This is a genomic window from Paraburkholderia diazotrophica, assembly GCF_900108945.1.
GTDB classification, from domain to species: Bacteria; Pseudomonadota; Gammaproteobacteria; order Burkholderiales; family Burkholderiaceae; genus Paraburkholderia; species Paraburkholderia diazotrophica.
Genome location: NZ_FNYE01000001.1, coordinates 145,647 through 165,537 on the forward strand (window position 1 = coordinate 145,647; position 19,891 = coordinate 165,537).

The following is a 19,891-nucleotide window of genomic DNA, read 5'->3' on the forward strand; positions in this document are numbered from 1 at the left end:
GGAGCAGCAGCGCGCGGACTTCAGGCGAGAAGGGCCTGCGCGCTATCGGCGATACGCACGATGTCGTTCACGTGGCTCGCGATCCGTTCGCCCGGCACGCCGTAGATGTGCAGCGATACGGCGGCTGTGCCACTGCTGTTGCCGAGTCGATGGATGCCCGTGCGTCCCGCGCGCGTGAACGATACCGCGCCTGGCTTGCGCGACTGGTCGCGCAACGGCGCCGCGTACTCGCTGGCCGGGTTCCATTCGTAGACCGTCTCCGTCAACGTGCCGTCGATGACCGCGTATCCGCACCACGTGTGATGCGCGTGAATCGCGCTTGCCTGGCCGGGCATCCAGACGAGCGCCGCGATCGCATAGCGGCCGAGCGGATCGGCGGCGAGCAGATGCCGCCGATAACCATTGGCTGCGCCTTCGCGCTGCGCGTCGGTGAGCAGCGTCGGATCGGCGGCGGCTTCCGCGAGCGCCGCTCGCACGCCGCGTGCAAAGCTCGCGCGCAGCGACGGATCTTGTGCACCGTCGCACGTATCGAAGGCTGCATCGAGGGCCAGGCACAGGCGCGCGATCGCGCAATCGGGCGATGCCGCATGAGAGAACGATGCGGGCATGGCTTGTGTCAGCGAGCGATCGAGTGTGCTCGAGCCGGTTGTGTGGTTCATGAAAGGCTCCGCGGACGTTGTTTTTAGAGAACGCTACTGCCAACATTTATACCGATTTGCGCGGAGAAAGAGTTTTCATATAATTCCCTCGTTTCCGCGGGAAATAGAATAATTTTCTATCCAGGTGCAAAGATGGGAATGGACATCATTGATCGGCGGCTGCTTGAACTGCTACAGGAAGACGCGACGATGCCGATCGCGGAACTCGCGGCCCGCGTGAACCTGTCCCAGACGCCGTGCTGGAAGCGGGTGCAGCGACTCAAGGAAGCAGGGGTGATCCGCGCCCAGGTTGCGCTGTGCGATCCGCGCAAGCTCGGGGTCGGTACGACGGTGTTCGTCGCGGTGCGCACGAACCAGCACACCGAGGCCTGGGCGCAAACCTTCACGCGCGCGGTGCAGGATATTCCCGAAGTGGTCGAGGTCTATCGGATGAGCGGCGAGACAGACTACCTGCTGCGCGTCGTCGTCTCGGATATCGACGATTACGATCGCGTCTATAAACAGCTGATCCGCGCGGTGCCGCTCTACGACGTGAGTTCCAGTTTCGCGATGGAGCAGATCAAGTATTCGACCGCGCTGCCGGTGCGTGCTGCCGTGGTCGCCGAAGGGCGCTGATTCATCATTCATCGGGCATTGCGCTTGCGTATCGCGTGGCGGCGCAGCGGGACGGCGCGGCGAACCGCAAGCCGCGCGCAAGGTGCTTCGTCGTAGAATGCCCGCTTCGTCGAATCAACCAGCAAGCAGAGCCAGACTCATGACCGATTCACGCAAGAAAAACTCGACGCTTGGTATCGCCGTGTTCATCGTCGTCGTCGTGTTGCTCGTGATTGCGACGATCCTTTACAACGCGATCTCCGAAAAGCACGAGTACGAGCGCGACAATCCCTCCCATTCGTCGACGTCGGCGCTCTCGGCGGCGGCGTCCGCCGTGGATGCCGCCAAGGGCGCATCGCAGTAAGAGGTTACTGACCCGGGTTGCGACCAGGGTTGCATTTTCAGGTTGCATCCCTGGTTACAACCGCCACGCAATAACCGACGCAACCACTGCGTCAGTTCTCCGGCAGCCGGATCACGCTCGCGTCCTTGCGGATCAGAAACGACGCCGCCAGCATCTGTTTGCACTGATGCGCGAGCAGTTTCAGTTCATGGACGGCGTCGGCGGAACAGTCGGGCGCACGCTCCGCTTCGACGACCATCGTATCGAGCTCACGCGTCAACTGCTTCGAGATGTCAGTCTGATCGGCGGGCGGCGCGCTGCCTTCTTCCGCTTGTGTGAGGTTATCTCGGACCACCGTCAGCGCGCGTTGCAGTGGCTGATGCGACGGGCCGCCCATCTGCTGCGACGACGTGCGCAGCAACGGCGCCACCGCCGTGATCTGCGATGCGAGCACATGTGAGCGCACGAGCAGATCGTTCAGTTCCGGCACGAACTTCTGCGCGGACTTGGGTTCGAGCATCATCCGCTGGAATGCCTGGCCGAGATTCGCGAAGGCGACGTGCACGTTCTTGCGCGCGAGCCGATAACGATAGTCGCGATCGAGCGCGCTCGCTGCCGCTGCGGCCGCCGGTGTCGGTGCCGATGTTTTCGCTGCTGTCGTCGATGTCGCGCTTGCCGGTGCAGCGTTGGGTCCCGCGTCAGGCGTCGGCATGGACGATTGAGCCGTCGCTGCCGCCGCTGCCGTCGATATTGCATCGGCTTGCGCTGCGTTCACCGGCGCCTCATTCACCGGCCCACCATTCATCGGCGCACCACTTGCCGCGACTTCCGCCATCGCCACGGCGGGCGCGAGCGCTGCCGCTTCCGTCAGCGCGGCGGGCGCGGCGACGGCAGCGGCCGGCTTGCCGCTCCACCACCAGCTCGCTTCCAGATAGCTGCGCATTGCCGCGATCATGTTGTTGACGAGCTTACCCATCAGCCGGTATTCCCAGTACGGGAACAGATGGCTTGCCGCAATCGCGATCGCGCAGCCGACGACGGTATCGATCGCCCGCTCGCCGATGATGTGCAGGCTGCCCGGCGCGAGCAGATGGAACATCAAGAGCACATACGACGACGTGAACACGACGCTCGCCGTGTAGTTGAAGAGCAGCAGGCTGTAGCTCATCACCATCGACGCGAACATCACGACGAGCAGGATATGCGGCTCCTTTACGCTGAAGATGAGCGCGATGCTCGCCGCGCAGCCGATCAGCGTGCCGACGATACGCTGCCCGTTGCGCTGCTTGGTGAGCGAGTAGCCCGGCTTCAGGATGATGACGGTCGTCATCACGATCCAGTACGCGTTGGTGAGCGGCAAAAGTCGCCCGAGCCAGAAGCCGATGGCCACGGCGATCGTCACGCGCAGCGCATGCCGGAAGCTGGGCGACGCCATTGTGAGATTCGAGAAGATCGAGCCGAACGGCACCCGCCGGCTCGACACGAAACGCGTGAGCGCCTGGTCGATGCGCAGTTCGGTTTCCGTCGCGCTTTCCTCGTTCGCGAGGTTCTTGCGCATCTTGTCGATCAGACGCGTCGCACTCCAGATGCGCCGGAACGTAGCGGAGACAGCCGAATAGGCCTCCGGGTTCTTCGCGGGCAGATCCTGCTTGCGCATCAGTTCGATTTCGTACTCGATCGCGCGCAGTTCCGCTTTCACGCTGATCCGCGCGCGCGGCGGCTCGTTCTGCAGCACGGCGAGGCCGATGTCCTCGAGATCGGACGCGGCCTTGCGGATCAGATCGCGATAGAAGATCAGCAGGTCCGAGCCGCCGAACGTATTGCGCACGAGCGGGTAGTCGGTATGCGCGCCGACGAACTGCTCGTGCAGATCGACGATATGGATGAACAGGTTGAAGAGCGTCGCGCGGCGCGGTTCGAGCCGGCCGCTTCTGAGCTTGGGCAGATTGCGCAGCACGATGTCGCGCGCGGCATCCTGCATCGCGACGGCATCGATCTGCTTCGCGACGAGGTTGCGATAGCACTCGTCGAGGTCATTGTCGAGATCGTAGAAGTTCGCGCGCGCGAGCAGATAGTCGGCGAGCGCGAACACGCTTTCGGCGAGCGCCTGCTGCTCGATCCGGTACATCATCCAGTGGCTCACGAGCGTCGACCAGTACGTGAACCACAGGCCGCCCACGAGTATCCACGACGCGTTGACGAGTGCCTGCAACGGCGTGAAATGCTCTTCGAGCGTCATGATCATCATGAATAGCGTCGCGAAGCTGATCTGCGGCCAGCGGTTGCCGTAGACGACGATCAGCGACAGCACGAACGTGAGCGGCACGACGGTGCACCACAGCGCGATCGAGCTGACAGTGGCGAGCCCAGTGGCCAGCGCGGCCAGAAAGCCGATCACGCTGCACGCGAGCATCTCGTTGTGCTTGTACTTGAGCGGACCGGGCATGTCGACGACACATGCGCCGAGTGCACCCGTCGCGATCGTGAAGCCGAGTTCCCGGTTATGAAAGACGATCAGGCAAAGGACGGCCGGCAGCGAAACGCCGACCGCAATACGCAAGCCGCCGTAGAAGTACTGGCTATACAGAAACTTTTTGATTTCGACTGAATAGCGCATCGACTGCCTGATGTATCCGAATGTTGATTGAAGCAGATGAGGGCGGGGCTCACGGGCTTTATCCGAGCCCGAACTGCCGTCGAGTCTAACTGATTTGCCCATGCCCGGACCATCGTCCGAATGGCCAGGTTTCATGCCTGCGAGTGCCTTTGTTATGCTGTCGGCTCTTTCATACGCGGGCTGCACGCGAGCGCGCAGCCGCTTCATCGCACAGGCTTTATGCTCCAGCTTTTCTATTCGAACCGGTACGATGTGCTTGTCGATGCGCTGCTCGACGGACTCGTTCAGGCGCCGTCGAGTCCATGGACCGCGCAGCCTGTGATCGTGCCGAGCGCGGCCGTGCGGCGGCGGCTCGAACTGGACATTGCCGCGCGTCAGGGCGTGTGCGCGAACATCGACTTCGGCTATCTCGCGCAATGGCTGTGGACGCAGATCGGCGGCGTGATCGAAGTGCCGCCGCACTCGCCGTTCGCGCCGGACCGGCTCGTGTGGCGCTGCTATCGCTTGCTCGGCGACGCGGATGAAGCGCGTCCCTGGAACGCGTCGCCTCGTCTGCGCAGCTATCTCGACGCCGCCGACGCACCGATGCGCTACGAGCTTGCGCGCCGCGTCGCGACGGTACTCGACCACTATCTGACCTATCGTCCCGAGTGGCTGCTGCAATGGCAGAAGGGCGGCTCGATCTTCGCAAGCAGCGCGGCCGACGATACGGGCCCGCGCCTCGTCGGCGCGAGTGCTGCGGCGCGCGAAGACGAACGCTGGCAGGCCGCGCTGTGGCGCGCGCTGCTCGGCGAAGTGGCGGGCAGCGCACCTTCGTCGGATGCCGCCACGCCGCCCGCGTATCGCTTCCTCGACGAAGTGCGCTCGCTCGATCTCGAAGCGATCGCGAATGCCGACTGGCCCGAGTCCGTCAGCGTGTTCGCGCTGCCGACCATGCCGCCGCTGCACATCGCATTGCTGCGCGAACTGTCGCGCTGGATCGATGTGCGCCTGTACGCGATGAACCCATGCCGCGAGTTCTGGTTCGATATCGTCAGCGAAGGACGCGTGCAAGCGCTCGACGTTGCGGGCCAGCTCGACTATCAGGAAGTCGGTCATCCGCTGCTCGCGGAATGGGGGCGGCAGACGCAGGCGCAACTGCATATGCTGCACGAGCTGACCGAGAGCGCGGCGTCGGGCGAGGCTTCGTATTTCGCGGAAAACACCGCGCCCACGTGGCTCGCCGCCGTGCAGAACGGGATGCTCGATTTGCGCAGCGAGCGCGATGTCGACCCGAAGCCGCAGGAGCGCGGCATCGAAGTGCATGTGTGCCATAGCCTCGCACGGCAGCTCGAGGTGCTGCACGACCGGCTGCTGGGCTGGTTCGACGAGTTCGACGATCTGCAGCCTTCGGACGTGCTCGTAACGTTCCCCGATCTGGGCGCAGCCGGGCCGTTGATCGATGCCGTGTTCGGCACGGCGCCCACAGGAGACACACGGCGCATTCCATATCGCGTCACGGGCTTGCCGCCTTCGCAGGCGAACCCCATTGCGCGCGTGCTGCTCGACTGGCTCGCGCTGCCCGAACGCAATGTCGGCGCGCCGGAGCTGATCGAATGGCTGCGCGTCGATGCGATCGCCGCGCGTTACGGCATCGACGCGGCGGCGCTCGAAGACGTCCAGGAATGGCTCGCGGCAGCAGGCGCGCGGCGCGGCCTCGCGCCCGTCACGCCCGCCGACAGCGCCGTTCCCGTCGCGCGCCACACGTTCGCCGATGCGCTCACGCGGCTCTTTCTCGGCTACGCGATGCCCGAAGGCGGCGAGCCGGTGGATGCATGGCTGCCCGTCGAAGGCGCCGATGGCTCGGATGCGGAACTGCTCGGGCGCCTCGCGAGCTTCGTCGACGACGTCGACGCGTTCGCGCGCCGTTGCGCCGACGACATGACGCCCGCCGAATGGACGCAGCTTCTGCTCGAAGTGCTCGGCCGCTGCTTCGATGGCGGCGTCGACTTTGCGGATACCCTGGCCACCGTGCGCGACGCAATCGACAAGATGAGCGAAGCGATGCGCGCGGGTGCCGGTGACATTGCGCTGCCCGCGGCCGTCGTACGCACCGCGCTGTCCGAAGCGCTCGACGACCCGGCGCGCGGCGGCGTGCCGTGGGGCAGCGTGACGTTCTCATCGTTGACGAGTCTGCGCGGCTTGCCGTTCAGGATCGTCTGCATGCTCGGCATGGACGACGGCGTGTTGCCGAGCCTCGCGCGCGCCGACGAATTCGACCTGATGGCGGAGTTCGGCAAGGCGGGCGACCGGCAGCGCCGCGACGACGAGCGCAATCTGTTTCTCGATCTGCTGCTCGCCGCACAAGACCGTCTGCTGATCGCGTACACGGGGCGAAGCATTCGCGATAACGCGCCGTTGCCGCCCGCTGCACTCGTCGACGAACTGCTCGATCACCTCGCGCGCGTGTCGTGCGAAGAGGATGCATCGCCCGCCGATCTCGACGCGGCGCGCCGTGCGTTCATCGTCGACCATCCGTTGCAGCCGTTCGCGTCCGAGTACTTCGAAGCGAAGAACAATGGAAGGAGCGGCCTGTTCACCTACGACCCCGACCGCGCGGAACTGGCCGCGTCGCTGGCCGCACCGGCGCGTGACGCGACGCAACCCTTCTTCGCTGCGCCGCTGCCCGCCGAGCCGGACGAACGCAACCAGCCAGTTGCCTTCGACGACTTCCGGCGTTTCTGGCGGCATCCTGCGCGCGCATTGTTGCGCGACCGGCTTGGCATCGTGCTCTCCGATGCGCAAGGCGAACTGCTCGACATGGAGCCGTTCGAACTCGACTACGCGGGCCGCGATGCGCTCGCCGAACGGCTGCTGCCTGCGCTCCTCGACGCGAGTGCCAGCGACGATGCATTGGCGCGCGTGCGTCGGGTCGCCGAAGCGAGTCCCGAACTGCCTGGCGGCGCGACGGGCGCCGTGTGGCGCGCGCGCGAGCTGTCGGCGTTGCGGGGGCTCGCTGAGCGCGTGCGGCGCGAAGTGGCGTCGGGTGTCACGCGCTTGCCTTTCGCGCTCGACATCGGCGCGCGCTGGCCCGATACGGGCGACGTCGCGCTCTTCGGCGCATTCGACGACTCACTGCGTGAACGCTCGGAAGGCCCGCTGCATCTGCAAGGCACGCTCAATCTGTTGACTGAAACGGGGCAAGTCATTTTCCGTTATGCAAGACCCAGCGCGCGGGACTATCTGTCCGCGTGGCTCTCTCATCTTGTCTATTGCGCGGCGATGCCCGAAGGCCCGCGTCGCACGGTTTGGCACGCGAGCGGCGAGTCGTTCGAACTCGCGCCCGTCGAACAGCCGCTCGATCAGCTTGCGCCGCTTGCCGCGCTGTACCGGGCAGGGCGCGCGTTTCCGCTGCGCTTCTTTCCGAAGAGCGCGTGGGCGAAGATCAGCGACAGCGACTCCGTCGCGCAGAACGCGTGGGCAAGCGACCGCGTGCGGGCCGAATCCGACGATGCCGCATTGCGCATCGCGTTCCGAGGCACGCCGCTGACGCTCGACGCACCGTTTGGCACGTTGGCGTCGATTGTCTTCAAGCCGCTCGTCGCGCATCTGAGGAGCGCATCATGAGCGGCGCAGCGTGGATGCATGCGCCCGCGGCGCAAGAGCTCGATGTGTTCGCTTGCGATCTCGACGGCGTCAACCAGATCGAGGCATCGGCGGGCACGGGTAAGACATGGAACATTTGTGCGCTCTACGTGCGGCTGTTGCTGGAGAAGAATCTGAGTGCCGATCAGATTCTCGTCGTTACCTTTACGAAGGCCGCGACGGCGGAACTACATGAGCGCATTCGGGGCCGTCTCGCCGAAGTGCAGCGCGCGATCGAAACAGGCGTCGATGGCGGCGATCCGTTCATCGCGCGGCTCTTCGAAACGACGCTTTCCGAAGCGCGCGGCGTCGATCTCGAAGCGGCGGCGAAAGTGGTTCGTCGCGCGCTGCGCACGTTCGATCAGGCCGCGATTCACACGATTCACGCGTTCTGCCAGCGCGCGTTGCAGGAAGCGCCATTTGCCGCCGCGATGCCGTTCGCGTTCGAGATGGAAGCCGACGACGCCGCGTTGCGTTTCGAACTCGCCGCCGATTTCTGGCGCGAGCAGGTCGAACCCGTCGCCGCGGCGCATCCTTCGTTCGCGGCCTGGCTGGTCGAACGGCGCGCAGGCCCCGCGTCGTTCGATGAACAGCTTGCGCGGCGCCTGAAGAAGCCGCTCGCGCAGCTGCGCTGGGGCCAGACAGACGATATCGACGAGCCGGAAACGGACGCGTCGGATGATGCGCGCGGGCGCTTCGACGCAGCGTGGGCAATGTGGCGCGACGAGCGCGACAACGTCGTGCGTCTGCTCGATGAGACGCAGGCGCGTCTGAAACAGACGTCGCACAAGCCCGACGCCATCGCTGCCGCGATTGCCGCGTGGAACGACTACTTCGCGCAGGACGACTGTCACGCCGCGCCGCCCAAAGCCGCGCTGAAGCTGACGGCCAGCGCGCTGACGAAGGGCACGAAGAAGGATTTCGAGCCGCCCGCGCATCCGTTCTTTGCAACCGCCGACGAACTCGCGGCCGCCGCCGTCGCAGCCGAAGCGGCGCAGCACGCGCGCTGGCTTCGCCTCGTGCAGAAGTGGCTCGACTATGCGCCGCACGAACTGGCGGCGCGAAAGCGCACACGGCGCGTCGTGTCCTTCGACGATCTGCTGTCGAACCTGCATCGCGCGCTCGCCACGCACGTCTGGCTCGCGGACGCGTTGCGCTCGCGCTATCCCGCTGCGTTGATCGACGAGTTTCAGGATACCGACCCGTTGCAGTTCGCAATCTTCAATCGCATCTTCGCGCCGGCGGGACCGCTCTTTCTCGTCGGCGATCCGAAGCAGGCAATCTACAGTTTTCGCGCGGCCGATCTGCACACGTATCTCGCGGCGCGCGCCAAGGCATCGGCGCGCTATACGCTCGCCGTCAACCAGCGTTCGACGGCGCCCATTGTCGAAGCGTCCAATCGTTTCTTCGAAGCGAACCCGCAGGCATTCGTGCTCGAAGGGCTCGACTATCACCCGGTGCGTGCGGGCGAGCGTCAGCGGCCGCCGTTCGTTGATCGCGCTGGACCCGATGACGGCGATTTTCGCGTCTGGATGCTGCCGCCCGGCGACGCGGCGCGGACCAAGCGCGACGCGCAGCGCGCGGCGGGCGAGGCGTGCGCGGCGGAGATCGTGCGTCTGCTGCGTGGCGCGCGCGACGGCAGCGTGACGATCGGCGACAAACCGCTCGCGCCCGGCAATATCGCAGTGCTCGTGCAGACCCATAAGCAGGGCAGTCTGATCAAGCGCGAGCTGTCCGCGTGGGGCGTGGGCAGCGTCGAACTGGCGCAGGCGTCCGTGTTCGAATCGCTCGACGCCGAGCAGATCGAACGCGTGCTGGCCGCCGTCGATACGCCCGGCGACTTGCGCCGCCTGCGCGCCGCGCTCGCGACGGACTGGTTCGGGCTCGACGCCGCTTCGTTATGGCGACTCGAGCATCTCGACGACGGCGCGGCCGTCCCGGGCGATGCCGCGCAATCCGTCGATGCGATGAGCTGGGTCGAGCGCTTTTCGCGCTATCGGATGTTGTGGCATGAGCGCGGCTTCGCCGTGATGTGGCGTACGCTGATGCGCGAACTGAACGTCGCGCAGCGCCTCGTCGCGGGTGTGGAAGGCGAGCGGCGGCTCACCAACGTCAACCATCTCGCCGAACTCGTGCAGGCGCGCGCCGCGACGCAGCCCGGCATCGCGCCGACGCTGCGCTGGCTGGCTGCCCAACGTGCGGGCGGCTCGGGAGGCGGCGAAGAGGCGCAATTGCGGCTCGAATCGGATCGCAATCTCGTGCAGATCGTCACCGTGCACAAATCGAAGGGTCTCGAATATGCCGTCGTGTTCTGTCCGTTTCTCAACGACGGCGGCATGCGCGAGCCGCCGTCGTCGGGCTTGCCCGATGCGCGCGAATATCACGCCAACGACGGCGCGGCCGTGCTTCACTACGGCTGCGACGACGAGCAGAAGGACTATGCGAGCCGCCAGGCCACGCGCGAGCAGGCGGCCGAGCGCGCGCGCCTCGTCTATGTCGCGTTGACGCGCGCCGTGTATCGCTGCTACCTGGTGGCGGGCACGTATCTGTCGCACAACTCGGCGAAGGAATCGGCGCGCAGCGTGTTGAACTGGCTCGTCGCGGGCAGCGGACGCGATTTCGATGAATGGCTGGCGAAGCCGCTCGACGAAAGCGCGATCTATCAACGTTGGCAGGCGCTCGCGGGCGGGCCCGTCGCCGTCGGCGCGCTGCCTGCCGTCGGGCGCCGCGTGCCGCTGGAAAGCATCGCCGACGGCACGGCGCTGATGCGCGCGCGCACCAACCGGCGTACGCTGCGCGACGCGTGGCGCATGGCGAGTTTCAGCTCGCTGGTCTCGGCTGGTTCGCGCGCCGAAGAAACGACGGCGGCGAACGACGAGGCGCGTCCCGATCACGACGAACTGGCCGATGTTCCGGCGCCGCTGCACGCAAGCGCATTCGATGCTGCACCGGCTCCCGTCGCACTCGCGCCCGACGATATCCTTGCATTCCCGCGCGGCGCGGCGGCGGGCGAATGTCTGCACCGCATGTTCGAACTCGCGAATTTCTCCGATCGCAGCACATGGGCGCATGCGATCGAACGCGCGCTGCACGAGCGGCCCGCGCCCGCCTCGCCGGAGCTTGCGCAACGGCTGCCGGCGATGATGCATCGTCTGCTCGATGACGTCGTGAGCACGGAACTCGTGCCGGGCATGACGCTCGCGGCGCTCGATTCGAAGCGCCGGCTCAACGAGATGGAGTTTCTATTTTCGGCGGCATCGCTGGATTTTCCGGCGCTGCGCGCGCTGCTTTCTGAGCACGGCTTTCCCGATGTCGCGCTGGAGCCCGGCATGCTGCGCGGCTACGTGAAGGGGTTCATCGACATGATCGTCGAGCATCAGGGGCGCTACTGGGTGATCGACTGGAAGTCGAACCATCTCGGCGATACGCGCGAGGACTACGCCGCCGCGCCGCTCGACGAAGCGATGACGAGTCATGCCTATCACCTGCAAGCGCTGCTTTATGTCGTCGCGCTGCATCGGTATTTGCGCGTGCGGCTTGCGGACTATGAGTACGACAAGCATATCGGCGGCTATCTGTATCTGTTCGTACGCGGCGTGCGTCCGGCGTGGCGCGACGCGGACCGCTCGGCGGGCGTGCATGCGCGACGGCCAGAGTACGCGCTCGTCGCCGCGCTCGACGCATTGATGGACGGAGGCACGGCATGAGCACATTCGATCAGCCATTGCCCGACGTCGAAGTGAACGTGCCCGCGCCCGCGGATTTCAGCACGGCGCTCGCCGAAGGATTTGCGCGGCGGGTGAGCGCACTCGCGCAGCGCGGTCGCGCGCCGGCGGACGGCGTGCGCTGGGCCGCGCGCGCTGCATTCGCCGCGAGCCGCGCGACGTCGGAAGGACACGTGTGCGTGTCGCTCGACGAGCTTGCGCAGCGCTACGATGCGAACGCCGACGACGTGCGCGCGGCGCTGCTCGCGAGCGGTGTCGCAAGCGACGGCACGGAGACGGCGCAGGCGTTGCGGCCGCTCGTCGTCGATGGGCAAGGGCGGCTTTATCTCGCGCGTTACTACGATTACGAGCGGCGGCTTGCGCAGTCGCTCGTCGGCCATGCGGGCGCGTCGCGCGGCGAAGCGCAACAGGACGATCCCGTTTCGCGCGTCGCGTCGCCGCACGCGTTGCGCGAAAGGCTGCCGCGTTATTTCGGGGAGCCGCGGGACGACGAGATCGACTGGCAGCGCGTGGCCGCCGTGATGGCGCTGTCCGGGCGGCTTACGATCGTCAGCGGCGGGCCGGGCACGGGCAAGACCACGACCGTCGTCGGCGTGCTCGCGTGTCTGCTGGATACGCGAGCGGATCTGCGCATCGCGCTGGCGGCGCCGACGGGCAAAGCCGCGCAACGGATGCAGGAAGCGTTGCTCGCGCGCGCCGGCTCGTTGCCGCCTGAACTCGCCGCGCGTCTGCCGCAAACGTCGTTCACGCTGCATCGTTTGCTGGGCACGGGGCCGGATGGGCGCTTCAGGCATCATCGCGACAATCCGTTGCCTTATGACGTGATCGTGATCGACGAGGCGTCGATGATCGACGTCGCGATGGCCACGCATCTGTTCGATGCGCTCGCACAAGAGACGCATCTCGTGATGCTCGGCGACAAGGATCAGCTGGCCGCCGTCGAAGCGGGTGCCGTGTTTGCGGAACTGAGCGCGCAGCCGGCGTTCAGCGACGAAGGCGTCGGCGCGATTGCGACAGCGCTGGGCATCGACCCAAGCCGGTTGCGCGCGGCGTTGTCCAGCGCCCGTAGCGATACTTCGCCAAACGATGCGCCGCCATTCGCCGACGATCTGTTCGGCGCGCCGTCGGAAGCAATCATCGACGCACGATCGCAGCCCGCGCCGTTAGCCAATTGCGTCGTCTGGCTGGAGCGCAACTATCGCTTCGGGCTGGAGTCGGCGATCGGCCGGCTGTCGGTCGCGATCCGGCGCGGCGACGCGCAGGCCGCGCTCGACGTGCTGGAAACCGATCCCGCTGGGCATTGCGCGGCGGCATTCCATGTGGACACGGACGCGGCGCCTTCGGAGCGCACGATCCAGCGGCTCGCCGCCGGTATTGCGCCGTATGCCGACGCGCTCGCCGCGACGCTAGGCGAAGCGGCATTCGGCACGGCGCCGCAGCCGCTTGCGCTGTTCGACGCGCTCAACCGCTTTCGCATTTTGTGCGCGACGCGCCTCGGGGCGCGCGGCGTCGATCAGATGAATGCCGCAATGGCGGCGCAAGTACGCCGTGCCGCGCGCGTGCCGCTGACGGCGGGCGCGCAGTGGTTCGCGGGCAGGCCGATCATGGTCACGCGCAACGACTATGCGCTGGCTCTCTTTAACGGCGATATCGGCATCGCGCTGCCGGGCGCGGACGGCTCGCTGCGCGTGTACTTCCGTGGCGCGGACGGCAGCTTGCGCGCGGTGTCGCCCGCCGCGCTGCCGCCGCACGATACCGCGTTCGCGCTGACGGTCCACAAGTCGCAGGGATCGGAGTTCGATCATGCGGTGCTGATGCTGCCTTCGACGTTCAGCCGCGTGCTGTCGCGAGAGCTCGTCTATACGGCGATCACGCGGGCGCGCGAGCGGGTCGAAGTGGTTGGCTCGCGGGCCGTGCTGATGCGCGCAATCGCGACGCCGACGCAGCGCGACTCGGGACTCGCCGCGCGGATCGCCGAAGCGGCGCAAGAAGGTGATTGCTGATTCGAAACCTGGACGGCACGAGGAGTGTGGGGAGCGCGCGAGGAAAACGTGGTAGGCGGGAGGCAGACGACGGGCCGCGAGGCAAACGGGGAAGGCGCAAGGCAAACGGGGAAGGCGCGAGGCAAACGGGGAAGGCGCGAGGCAAACGGTAAGGCGCACGGCAAACGGGGAAGGCGCGAGGCAAACGGGGAAGGCGCGAGGCAAACGGTAAGGCGCAAGGCAAACGGGAAGGCGCGAGGCAAACGGGAAGGCGCGAGGCAAACGGGGAAGCCGCAAGGCAAACGGGGAAGGCGCGAGGCAAACGGGGAAGGCGCGAGGCAAACGGGAAGGCGCGAGGCAAACGGGAAGACGCGAAGCAAACGGGAAGGCGCGAGGCAAACGGGAAGACGCGAAGCAAACGAGGAAGCCACAAAGCAAACGGACGAGCGGAAAAGCACACGAGGAAGCCGCAGAGCAAACCAGCAAGCCGTTCAGTTCGCGGCCGTCCCGCGCGACGGTTGTGCTTCGGTTTCCGGCGCCTGTCCGGCGAGGTCGTGCATCGTGCGTCGATACCAGAACGTCCAGACCATCAGGCCGCCGAAGATCGCATAGCCGACGACAGGCGACACCACCAGCACGCGCTCGATCGGCCAATGCCACGCCATCCAGATGCGCAGAGCGGTTTCGCTGATGAGGCCGACGCCCCATGTGACCGTCAGCACCCGCAGCGCGCGAGCGAAAGCGGGCCGGTTGCGCCACAGCATGTCGACGTGCGCGGCGCCGTTCGTCATCTCGCGGGCCACGAAGGCGCGCGTCAGGTAGAAGATGATCGGCCGGCGCAGCAGCAGCGACAGCAGGAACGCCGCGCCGATCGCGCCCGATACCAGCGATTCGCGCATCAGCAGCACGCGGGAGTCGCCGCCGAGCGCCATCGCGCCGATCGACAGCACGATGCCGAGCAGCACCATCAAGGCAAGCGCATCGACGCGCCGAAAGCGCACGAGTTCGACGACGCTCCAGATGACGGGCGGCACGGCGGATGCGATCAGGCCACCCGTCTCGCCCCAGTACGGCTGCGCGAGGCGATACGTGACCCAGGGCAACAGCAGGTTGACCACCAGTTCCAGCACCTGCGCGGGGCGCATCTTCATCACGATGATTGGCCTATGAGCTAAAGATGTCAGTATTGGCGAGATCGGCGAATTGAAGCAAATGCGCCGCGCGTACGGCGAAAAGCATGCCGCGCGGCGCATGCGGATCGTCTGATACAGCATAGCCGGTACACGACACAACATAGGTACACTCATTTTGCACCGTCCGACCATTTGACATGACTTCACGCTATCCGATCCCGCCGAACGAAATCGAACTGACAGCCGTGCGCGCGCAGGGCGCGGGCGGGCAGAACGTCAACAAGGTGTCCAGCGCGATCCATCTGCGCTTCGATGTGCGCGCGTCGTCGTTGCCCGACGTGCTGAAGATGCGTCTGCTTGCGTTGCAGGACCATCGGCTGACGCGCGATGGCGTCGTCATTATCAAGGCGCAGGAATACCGGACCCAGGAAATGAACCGCGCGGCGGCGCTCGCGCGGCTCGATGCGCTGATCGACAGCGTCAGCGTCACCCGCAAGGCGCGTGTCGCGACGCGGCCGACGCGCGCATCGAAGGAACGCCGGCTGGAGAGCAAGGCGAAGCGCGGCGATGTAAAGGCGGCAAGGCGGCGCATCGAGCACGAGTAGCAGAAGCGCAGCGCATGGCCCGCAGCGCGCAAGTCGCGCGCTGCGGGCCTCGTCGTCGAAACGCGTGTGGCGGAGCCGGCCGATCCTTCAGACAGGGTTCGCGTTGCGCCGCTCTGGCAGAAAGTCGACGCAGAACACGCGCGTGACGCCGTCACGCTCGACGGTCACGGCGGCTGTGTAGCAATCCCGGCCATCCATCAGCGAGCAGTGCGGCCCCATCATCGCGACGCGTCCGGGCGCCGCGAGCGCATCCTTGAAGTAGGCGCGCCGCGACCAGTTGTTGCGCGTGTCGGGCACGAGAGGCGCAAGCCGCGCCGGCGGAGGCGGCGTGCCGCAAGCGGCAATCGACGGCGCCAGCTGTTCGCCGCGGTCGCTCAATATGAACACGCGGCGCGCGTCGGGCACGCGAAAAACGGGTTGCGCGGCCTGCGCGAGATCGCCCGTCAGCGTGTACACGTTCGCGCCCGCAAGCACCGCTTCCGTGAAACCCTCGAAACCCGGGCGCTGATAGCGCGAGTGCGTGCGCTCGAAGCTCGCGAAGCGCTGCCACATCTCATCGATCAGTTCGGGCACGCGCGCGTTCGTCGCCTGTATCGACGCTTTCGGATGACCGAACCAGTAACCCTGGACGAAATCGACGTCGGCGTGCATTAGCGTCATCAGTTCGTCTTCCGTCTCGACGCCTTCGGCCAGCACCAGCGTGCCCGACTGATGCAGCATGTTGATCAGATGGCCGATCAGCGAATTGTCATTGTCCTGGCGGCCCGCGCGCGCAACCAGCGAGCGGTCGAGCTTCACGATGTCCGGCCTGAAGCGCCACACGCGATCGAAATTCGAAAAGCCCGTGCCGAAGTCGTCGATCGCGATCAGGAACTCGCGCGGCTGCGAAGCCGCGAGCATGCTGGCGACAGCGGACTCGTCGTCGGCGGGCTGTTCGAGCACTTCGATCACGATGCGTTCCTGCGGCAGTCCGAAATGATCGGACAGTTCGTCGATGAACGGGCGCTGCGGCCAGCCCGTCTCGAACACCTGCGGCCGCGTGTTGAGGAACAGCCAGCCCGTCTCGATGCCTTGCGCCATGAAGTTCGCGACATGCAGGCAGCGCGCGAGCCGGTCAAGCGCGCGCGCATCCGCCGTCGAGCGGGTGCCCGAAAACAGCACGGCGGGCGAGATCGGATGGCCGACGGGATCGAAGGCGCGCAGCAGCGCTTCATAGCCGACCACGCGCTGATGCGTCACCGAGATGACCGGCTGAAAGACGCTGCGCAACGTAATGGTTCGCCACGGCGCGGCCCATCCGGCTTCGTCCTGCACCATATGCTGCAGGAGGCCAGGGAGCGTCGTATCGTCGACGTTTGGCATGACGGCAGATGTGTCCTATGCAGCGTGCGGCGCGCGCCCGGACGAGGCGACATGTCCGCGGCAGGCATGCGCAACGTCGGCGCAATGGAGGTCGGGCCCGAAGGCGGGCGGATCAATGCCCGTCACGCGCGACCCCGTTCAGTTGTGCAGCTCAGATGCAGTCCAGTTCGTCGAATCAGTCTAGCAGTTCGCATGCGCAATGAATGTTCGGGTAATCACAGACGGAGTAAGAGTCTGTGCAGTTTCGTCTTGATGTTGGCGCGGAGAAACGGTGCATTTATGGCAGCGGCGTTATGCTGCTGATTCTTCAAAAGTGGAGTCCAGCATGTCGGAAATCGCGGTGGTGGCGATCTCGGTGGCGAAGCCGGGGCACGAGGAACAGTTGCGCAAGGCGCTCGAAGGTATCGTCGGCCCGACGCGCAAGGAACGTGGCGCGTTGCAGTACGACTTGCACCGCGATCGGCGCGAACCGCGCCGCTTCGTCTTCTTCGAGCGATGGGAAAGCGAAGAGGCGCTTGCTGCGCACGCCAAGTCCGCGCATATCGAGGCGTACAGGAAGGCGTCGGCGGAATGGATCGAGTACGCGGAGCTGCGCATCGTGTCGAAGATCGCCTGAAGCGCAAGGGCGGCGGGCGAAGCCGAAAAAAGGAAAGCCCGGCAATGCGGTTGCCGGGTTCGAGCATGCTGGCGCTAGCAGCGCCGTGGATGCCCGCAGATGCTCCAGGCGCATTTCGTTTCATGCGCTTCGCGCTTCGCGTGGGCCGATGCGGCCTTCATGCTGATCGCGCCGTCTCCGCCGGCGCGCGCATGAAGCTTGATGCGGTCAATGCGTCGAATGCGGCACGTCGAGGATCAGGATGATGGTCCAGTCGGCGTCGCCGTCGTGATGGTACTGGCGTTCCGCGACGATGAACGGCTGCTGTTTGCCGGCCGGTCCGAGAAACAGCACGTCGCCTTCCATCGGCAGACATTCGACGGGCGGCAGCGCAAGGAACGCATCCTGACTGCCGCGCGGCATGAGTTTTTCGATCTTGCGGGATGCTGCTTCAGTCCATTCGATGTCCAGCTGGATGTTGCTCATTCTGTCCTCCGCACCAGGGTGCGCACGGGTTGGGTGGGTTCTTCGGTGCGCGACTTTAGCATACCGTCAGCGCACATCCGGCGACTTGCGTTGCGCGGTCGGCCGCTCGTGCAAAGCGCGCTGAGGCAATGAAAAAGCCGAGGCCGTGCGGGACGGCTTCGGCTTCTGTTCGAACTTTGCATCGAGCGACGACAGCAGGCGCATGACACTCCACCGTCACGCAGTTGCCGCGCGCGGCGGCGCATGGGCTCTAACTGCGAGGGCCTGACTGCGACGGCTTGCTGCGGCGGCTTACTGCGCCGGCGCAGCCTGCTTCTTGTGATGCATCGAGCCCTTGTGATGCTTCGGCATCGGCGCAGGCGGCGCGCTTTCCATTGCCTGCTGCTTCGATTGCAGCTCTTGCGCGCGCTGTTCGACGTCCGCGGCCTTCGCCGGATCGGTGCTCATCGTCACCCCCTGGTCCTGCTGCGCGTACGCCGCGCCCGTCAGTGCCGAAAGGGAAACCAGGATTGCCAGGGACACTTTCTTCATCGCTGCCTCCGTAGAGAGTGGTTGTGGACCCGAGTATGGCTGTCCGTTGGAACGACAGTGCATTCTAGCGAGCAATGTTTGATCCAGCGTATTCTCTGTAACAGAATTCACAGATGGTTACATTTAGTTACATATGTGGGCCGTCGTCACGGAGCCGCTTCCCAGAAGCCATTGCGCATGAAACGTATTGTGCTTCTGTTCGCCGCATTCGTCTCGAGAAGTCAGATTTTCCCGCTCGTGCGTCACGCAGTGATTTTTCGATGCGCTCGAAAAATTCCATCGGATAGCTAAGCAAATCCCGACGCGCCCGTCGGTTTCCCGCGATCAGAACCAGCCGATCGCCTGGTAGACATGAAACTGCGCGAGACCGATCAGCTCGTGCAGCGCGATTTCCGCGTCGAAGAGGTTTTCGCCGCGCGGCAAGAAGCCGAGTTTCGCGTGGCGCGTGTTCGACACGACGGGCAGCGGCTGCATCCCGAAACGGTGAAAGTTGAGCAGCGCCCGTGGCATGTGATAGGCGGATGTGACGACAATCAACGAACCGTAATATCCGTCGTGCAGAATCGCTCTGACGTTGCGTGCGTTTTCGTAAGTCGTCAGGCTGCGGTTCTCGAGGATGATATCGCCGCGCGGCACCTGGTCGCGCAGCAGGTAGGGCAGATAGGTGTCGGCTTCCGTCGCCTCGTGCTCCTGCGGATTGCCGCCGCTCACGATCACGTGACAAACGGGACTGACCTGCTTGCAGCGGGCGTAGAGGTCGGCGCTCTTCTCGATGCGGGCGTAGGCGTCCTTGGGCGGAACGAGCTTGCCGTCATGGTCATGGATGGTGCCCGTGCCGAGCAGCACGATCGCCGTATGGGGCGCGTACGTTGTGGGGGCAACCGTCTGCCCGCCGGGTGGCGCGCCGCGCTGGGTGAGGTCGAGGAGTGGCTGGGCCAGCCAGCCCGAGCCGAGTGCCCAATAGAACGCAATCGCTGCCGCGCCGATTATCGTGCGCGCGCTGCGCAGCAGCACGAAAGCTGCAAAAAAAAGCAGCAATAAAGTTAAGAGAATCAATTTTATTGGGGTAACGTATGGTATTCGGACATTTCCAGCCGCGAGCCATCGCGCCGATACGGTCGCATCGCCGCCAGTTGGAAGCAGAACGCTAGCACGGCGTTCACACGGGGACCGAAAAAATGGCGGCCAATGCCTGAAATTGCGGACCTACGGGGGAAATCTCCGGCCATCCGCGATTCGCGCGTCGAAACACGCGCCATTGTGTCGCGAACAAATAAGTCATGGCTGCACTTAAAGAAAGAAGTGAGATGACCACTTATTCCAACGAAGCCGTACTTGAGGCGCTGCGACGGGCGCAATACCGTCAGGTGCCATGGGCCAAGCGCCCAGGCGTTTTTGAATATCTGCGTTCGCTTGGCATGATGGATACCGTTCGTCAACGGACGGTCGCTCCCGCGCCGGGTTTCCATGCTCCCGTGGACATCGCGGTGCTGACCGAACGTGGCCGCTCCGAATTTGCGCGGCTCGCTCGCGATGAGCGTTCGCTCGACTGGGACACGCGCCGCGCGCGCAACTACGTTTTCGCCGGCGCGGTCGCCGGAGAGAGGGCAGCTGCCGTCTAGACGACGGGCTCTT

The 19,891-nt window shown here is 65.4% G+C and carries 15 protein-coding genes; 8 read left to right on the plus strand and 7 right to left on the minus strand.

Annotated elements, in window-relative coordinates; genetic code table 11:
* Positions 1 to 20: 20 nt before the first annotated feature.
* Positions 21 to 659: a cysteine dioxygenase family protein gene (locus tag BMW76_RS00675; protein ID WP_090861686.1), complete on the minus strand. Its 639-nt coding sequence runs from the start codon at positions 657 to 659 to the stop codon at positions 21 to 23.
* Positions 660 to 791: 132 nt separating this feature from the next.
* On the opposite strand from BMW76_RS00675, the gene BMW76_RS00680 reads away from it, so the two are divergent.
* Together BMW76_RS00680 and BMW76_RS00685 are read left to right on the plus strand one after the other, a co-directional pair.
* Entirely contained in the window at positions 792 to 1,274 is a 483-nt protein-coding gene (locus BMW76_RS00680) for an Lrp/AsnC family transcriptional regulator (protein WP_090861688.1), read from the plus strand.
* Positions 1,275 to 1,413: 139 nt separating this feature from the next.
* Entirely contained in the window at positions 1,414 to 1,617 is a 204-nt protein-coding gene (locus BMW76_RS00685) for a hypothetical protein (protein ID WP_090861690.1), read from the plus strand.
* Positions 1,618 to 1,708: 91 nt separating this feature from the next.
* On the opposite strand, the gene BMW76_RS00690 is transcribed toward BMW76_RS00685, so the two are convergent.
* Positions 1,709 to 4,213: an FUSC family protein gene (locus tag BMW76_RS00690; RefSeq protein ID WP_090861692.1), complete on the minus strand. Its 2,505-nt coding sequence runs from the start codon at positions 4,211 to 4,213 to the stop codon at positions 1,709 to 1,711.
* Between the two features lie 219 nt (positions 4,214 to 4,432).
* Between BMW76_RS00690 and recC the strand changes: the two genes are divergently transcribed.
* The 3 genes from recC to recD are packed head-to-tail and all read left to right on the plus strand — an operon-like array spanning position 4,433 to position 13,565.
* Positions 4,433 to 7,819, plus strand: coding sequence for an exodeoxyribonuclease V subunit gamma (recC, locus tag BMW76_RS00695; RefSeq protein WP_090861694.1), 3,387 nt, complete (start codon positions 4,433 to 4,435; stop codon positions 7,817 to 7,819).
* Positions 7,816 to 11,544: an exodeoxyribonuclease V subunit beta gene (recB, locus tag BMW76_RS00700; RefSeq protein WP_090861696.1), complete on the plus strand. Its 3,729-nt coding sequence runs from the start codon at positions 7,816 to 7,818 to the stop codon at positions 11,542 to 11,544. Before recC ends, recB begins: the two co-directional genes overlap by 4 nt.
* The gene (gene recD, locus BMW76_RS00705; protein WP_090861698.1) at positions 11,541 to 13,565 is read left to right on the plus strand and encodes an exodeoxyribonuclease V subunit alpha; all 2,025 of its coding nucleotides are present in this window, start codon (positions 11,541 to 11,543) and stop codon (positions 13,563 to 13,565) included. Before recB ends, recD begins: the two co-directional genes overlap by 4 nt.
* Before the next feature lie 470 nt (positions 13,566 to 14,035).
* On the opposite strand, the gene BMW76_RS00710 is transcribed toward recD, so the two are convergent.
* Positions 14,036 to 14,695, minus strand: a complete 660-nt coding sequence (locus tag BMW76_RS00710; protein ID WP_090862476.1) for a VC0807 family protein — start codon at positions 14,693 to 14,695, stop codon at positions 14,036 to 14,038.
* A gap of 179 nt (positions 14,696 to 14,874) precedes the next feature.
* On the opposite strand from BMW76_RS00710, the gene arfB reads away from it, so the two are divergent.
* Positions 14,875 to 15,282: an alternative ribosome rescue aminoacyl-tRNA hydrolase ArfB gene (gene arfB, locus BMW76_RS00715; protein ID WP_090861700.1), complete on the plus strand. Its 408-nt coding sequence runs from the start codon at positions 14,875 to 14,877 to the stop codon at positions 15,280 to 15,282.
* A gap of 87 nt (positions 15,283 to 15,369) precedes the next feature.
* Here arfB and BMW76_RS00720 read toward each other — a convergent pair whose 3' ends face one another.
* Positions 15,370 to 16,644, minus strand: coding sequence for an EAL domain-containing protein (locus BMW76_RS00720; RefSeq protein WP_090861702.1), 1,275 nt, complete (start codon positions 16,642 to 16,644; stop codon positions 15,370 to 15,372).
* Between the two features lie 325 nt (positions 16,645 to 16,969).
* On the opposite strand from BMW76_RS00720, the gene BMW76_RS00725 reads away from it, so the two are divergent.
* Positions 16,970 to 17,260, plus strand: a complete 291-nt coding sequence (locus tag BMW76_RS00725; RefSeq protein ID WP_090861704.1) for a putative quinol monooxygenase — start codon at positions 16,970 to 16,972, stop codon at positions 17,258 to 17,260.
* A gap of 207 nt (positions 17,261 to 17,467) precedes the next feature.
* Here BMW76_RS00725 and BMW76_RS00730 read toward each other — a convergent pair whose 3' ends face one another.
* The 3 genes from BMW76_RS00730 to BMW76_RS00740 all read right to left on the minus strand — a co-directional run bounded on the left by BMW76_RS00730 (position 17,468) and on the right by BMW76_RS00740 (position 19,312).
* Entirely contained in the window at positions 17,468 to 17,725 is a 258-nt protein-coding gene (locus BMW76_RS00730) for a DNA-binding protein (RefSeq protein WP_087732723.1), read from the minus strand.
* Positions 17,726 to 18,016: 291 nt separating this feature from the next.
* Complete coding sequence (locus tag BMW76_RS00735; RefSeq protein WP_090861706.1) at positions 18,017 to 18,256, minus strand: hypothetical protein; 240 nt, start codon at positions 18,254 to 18,256, stop codon at positions 18,017 to 18,019.
* Positions 18,257 to 18,580: 324 nt separating this feature from the next.
* Complete coding sequence (locus tag BMW76_RS00740; protein ID WP_407668871.1) at positions 18,581 to 19,312, minus strand: YdcF family protein; 732 nt, start codon at positions 19,310 to 19,312, stop codon at positions 18,581 to 18,583.
* A gap of 251 nt (positions 19,313 to 19,563) precedes the next feature.
* Between BMW76_RS00740 and BMW76_RS00745 the strand changes: the two genes are divergently transcribed.
* Positions 19,564 to 19,878 (plus strand): hypothetical protein, encoded by a 315-nt coding sequence (locus BMW76_RS00745; protein ID WP_090861707.1) that lies wholly within the window; start codon positions 19,564 to 19,566, stop codon positions 19,876 to 19,878.
* Positions 19,879 to 19,891 lie beyond the last annotated feature (13 nt).

Coding starts and splice junctions, on each gene's coding strand:
- BMW76_RS00690 (WP_090861692.1), bottom strand. CDS start 4,213: ATGCGCTATTCAGTCGAAATCAAAAAGTTTCTGTATAGCCAGTACTTC.
- BMW76_RS00710 (WP_090862476.1), bottom strand. CDS start 14,695: ATGAAGATGCGCCCCGCGCAGGTGCTGGAACTGGTGGTCAACCTGCTG.
- BMW76_RS00720 (WP_090861702.1), bottom strand. CDS start 16,644: ATGCCAAACGTCGACGATACGACGCTCCCTGGCCTCCTGCAGCATATG.
- BMW76_RS00745 (WP_090861707.1), top strand. CDS start 19,564: ATGACCACTTATTCCAACGAAGCCGTACTTGAGGCGCTGCGACGGGCG.
- BMW76_RS00675 (WP_090861686.1), bottom strand. CDS start 659: ATGAACCACACAACCGGCTCGAGCACACTCGATCGCTCGCTGACACAA.
- BMW76_RS00735 (WP_090861706.1), bottom strand. CDS start 18,256: ATGAAGAAAGTGTCCCTGGCAATCCTGGTTTCCCTTTCGGCACTGACG.
- arfB (WP_090861700.1), top strand. CDS start 14,875: ATGACTTCACGCTATCCGATCCCGCCGAACGAAATCGAACTGACAGCC.
- recD (WP_090861698.1), top strand. CDS start 11,541: ATGAGCACATTCGATCAGCCATTGCCCGACGTCGAAGTGAACGTGCCC.
- BMW76_RS00725 (WP_090861704.1), top strand. CDS start 16,970: ATGTCGGAAATCGCGGTGGTGGCGATCTCGGTGGCGAAGCCGGGGCAC.
- BMW76_RS00730 (WP_087732723.1), bottom strand. CDS start 17,725: ATGAGCAACATCCAGCTGGACATCGAATGGACTGAAGCAGCATCCCGC.
- recB (WP_090861696.1), top strand. CDS start 7,816: ATGAGCGGCGCAGCGTGGATGCATGCGCCCGCGGCGCAAGAGCTCGAT.
- BMW76_RS00680 (WP_090861688.1), top strand. CDS start 792: ATGGGAATGGACATCATTGATCGGCGGCTGCTTGAACTGCTACAGGAA.
- recC (WP_090861694.1), top strand. CDS start 4,433: ATGCTCCAGCTTTTCTATTCGAACCGGTACGATGTGCTTGTCGATGCG.
- BMW76_RS00685 (WP_090861690.1), top strand. CDS start 1,414: ATGACCGATTCACGCAAGAAAAACTCGACGCTTGGTATCGCCGTGTTC.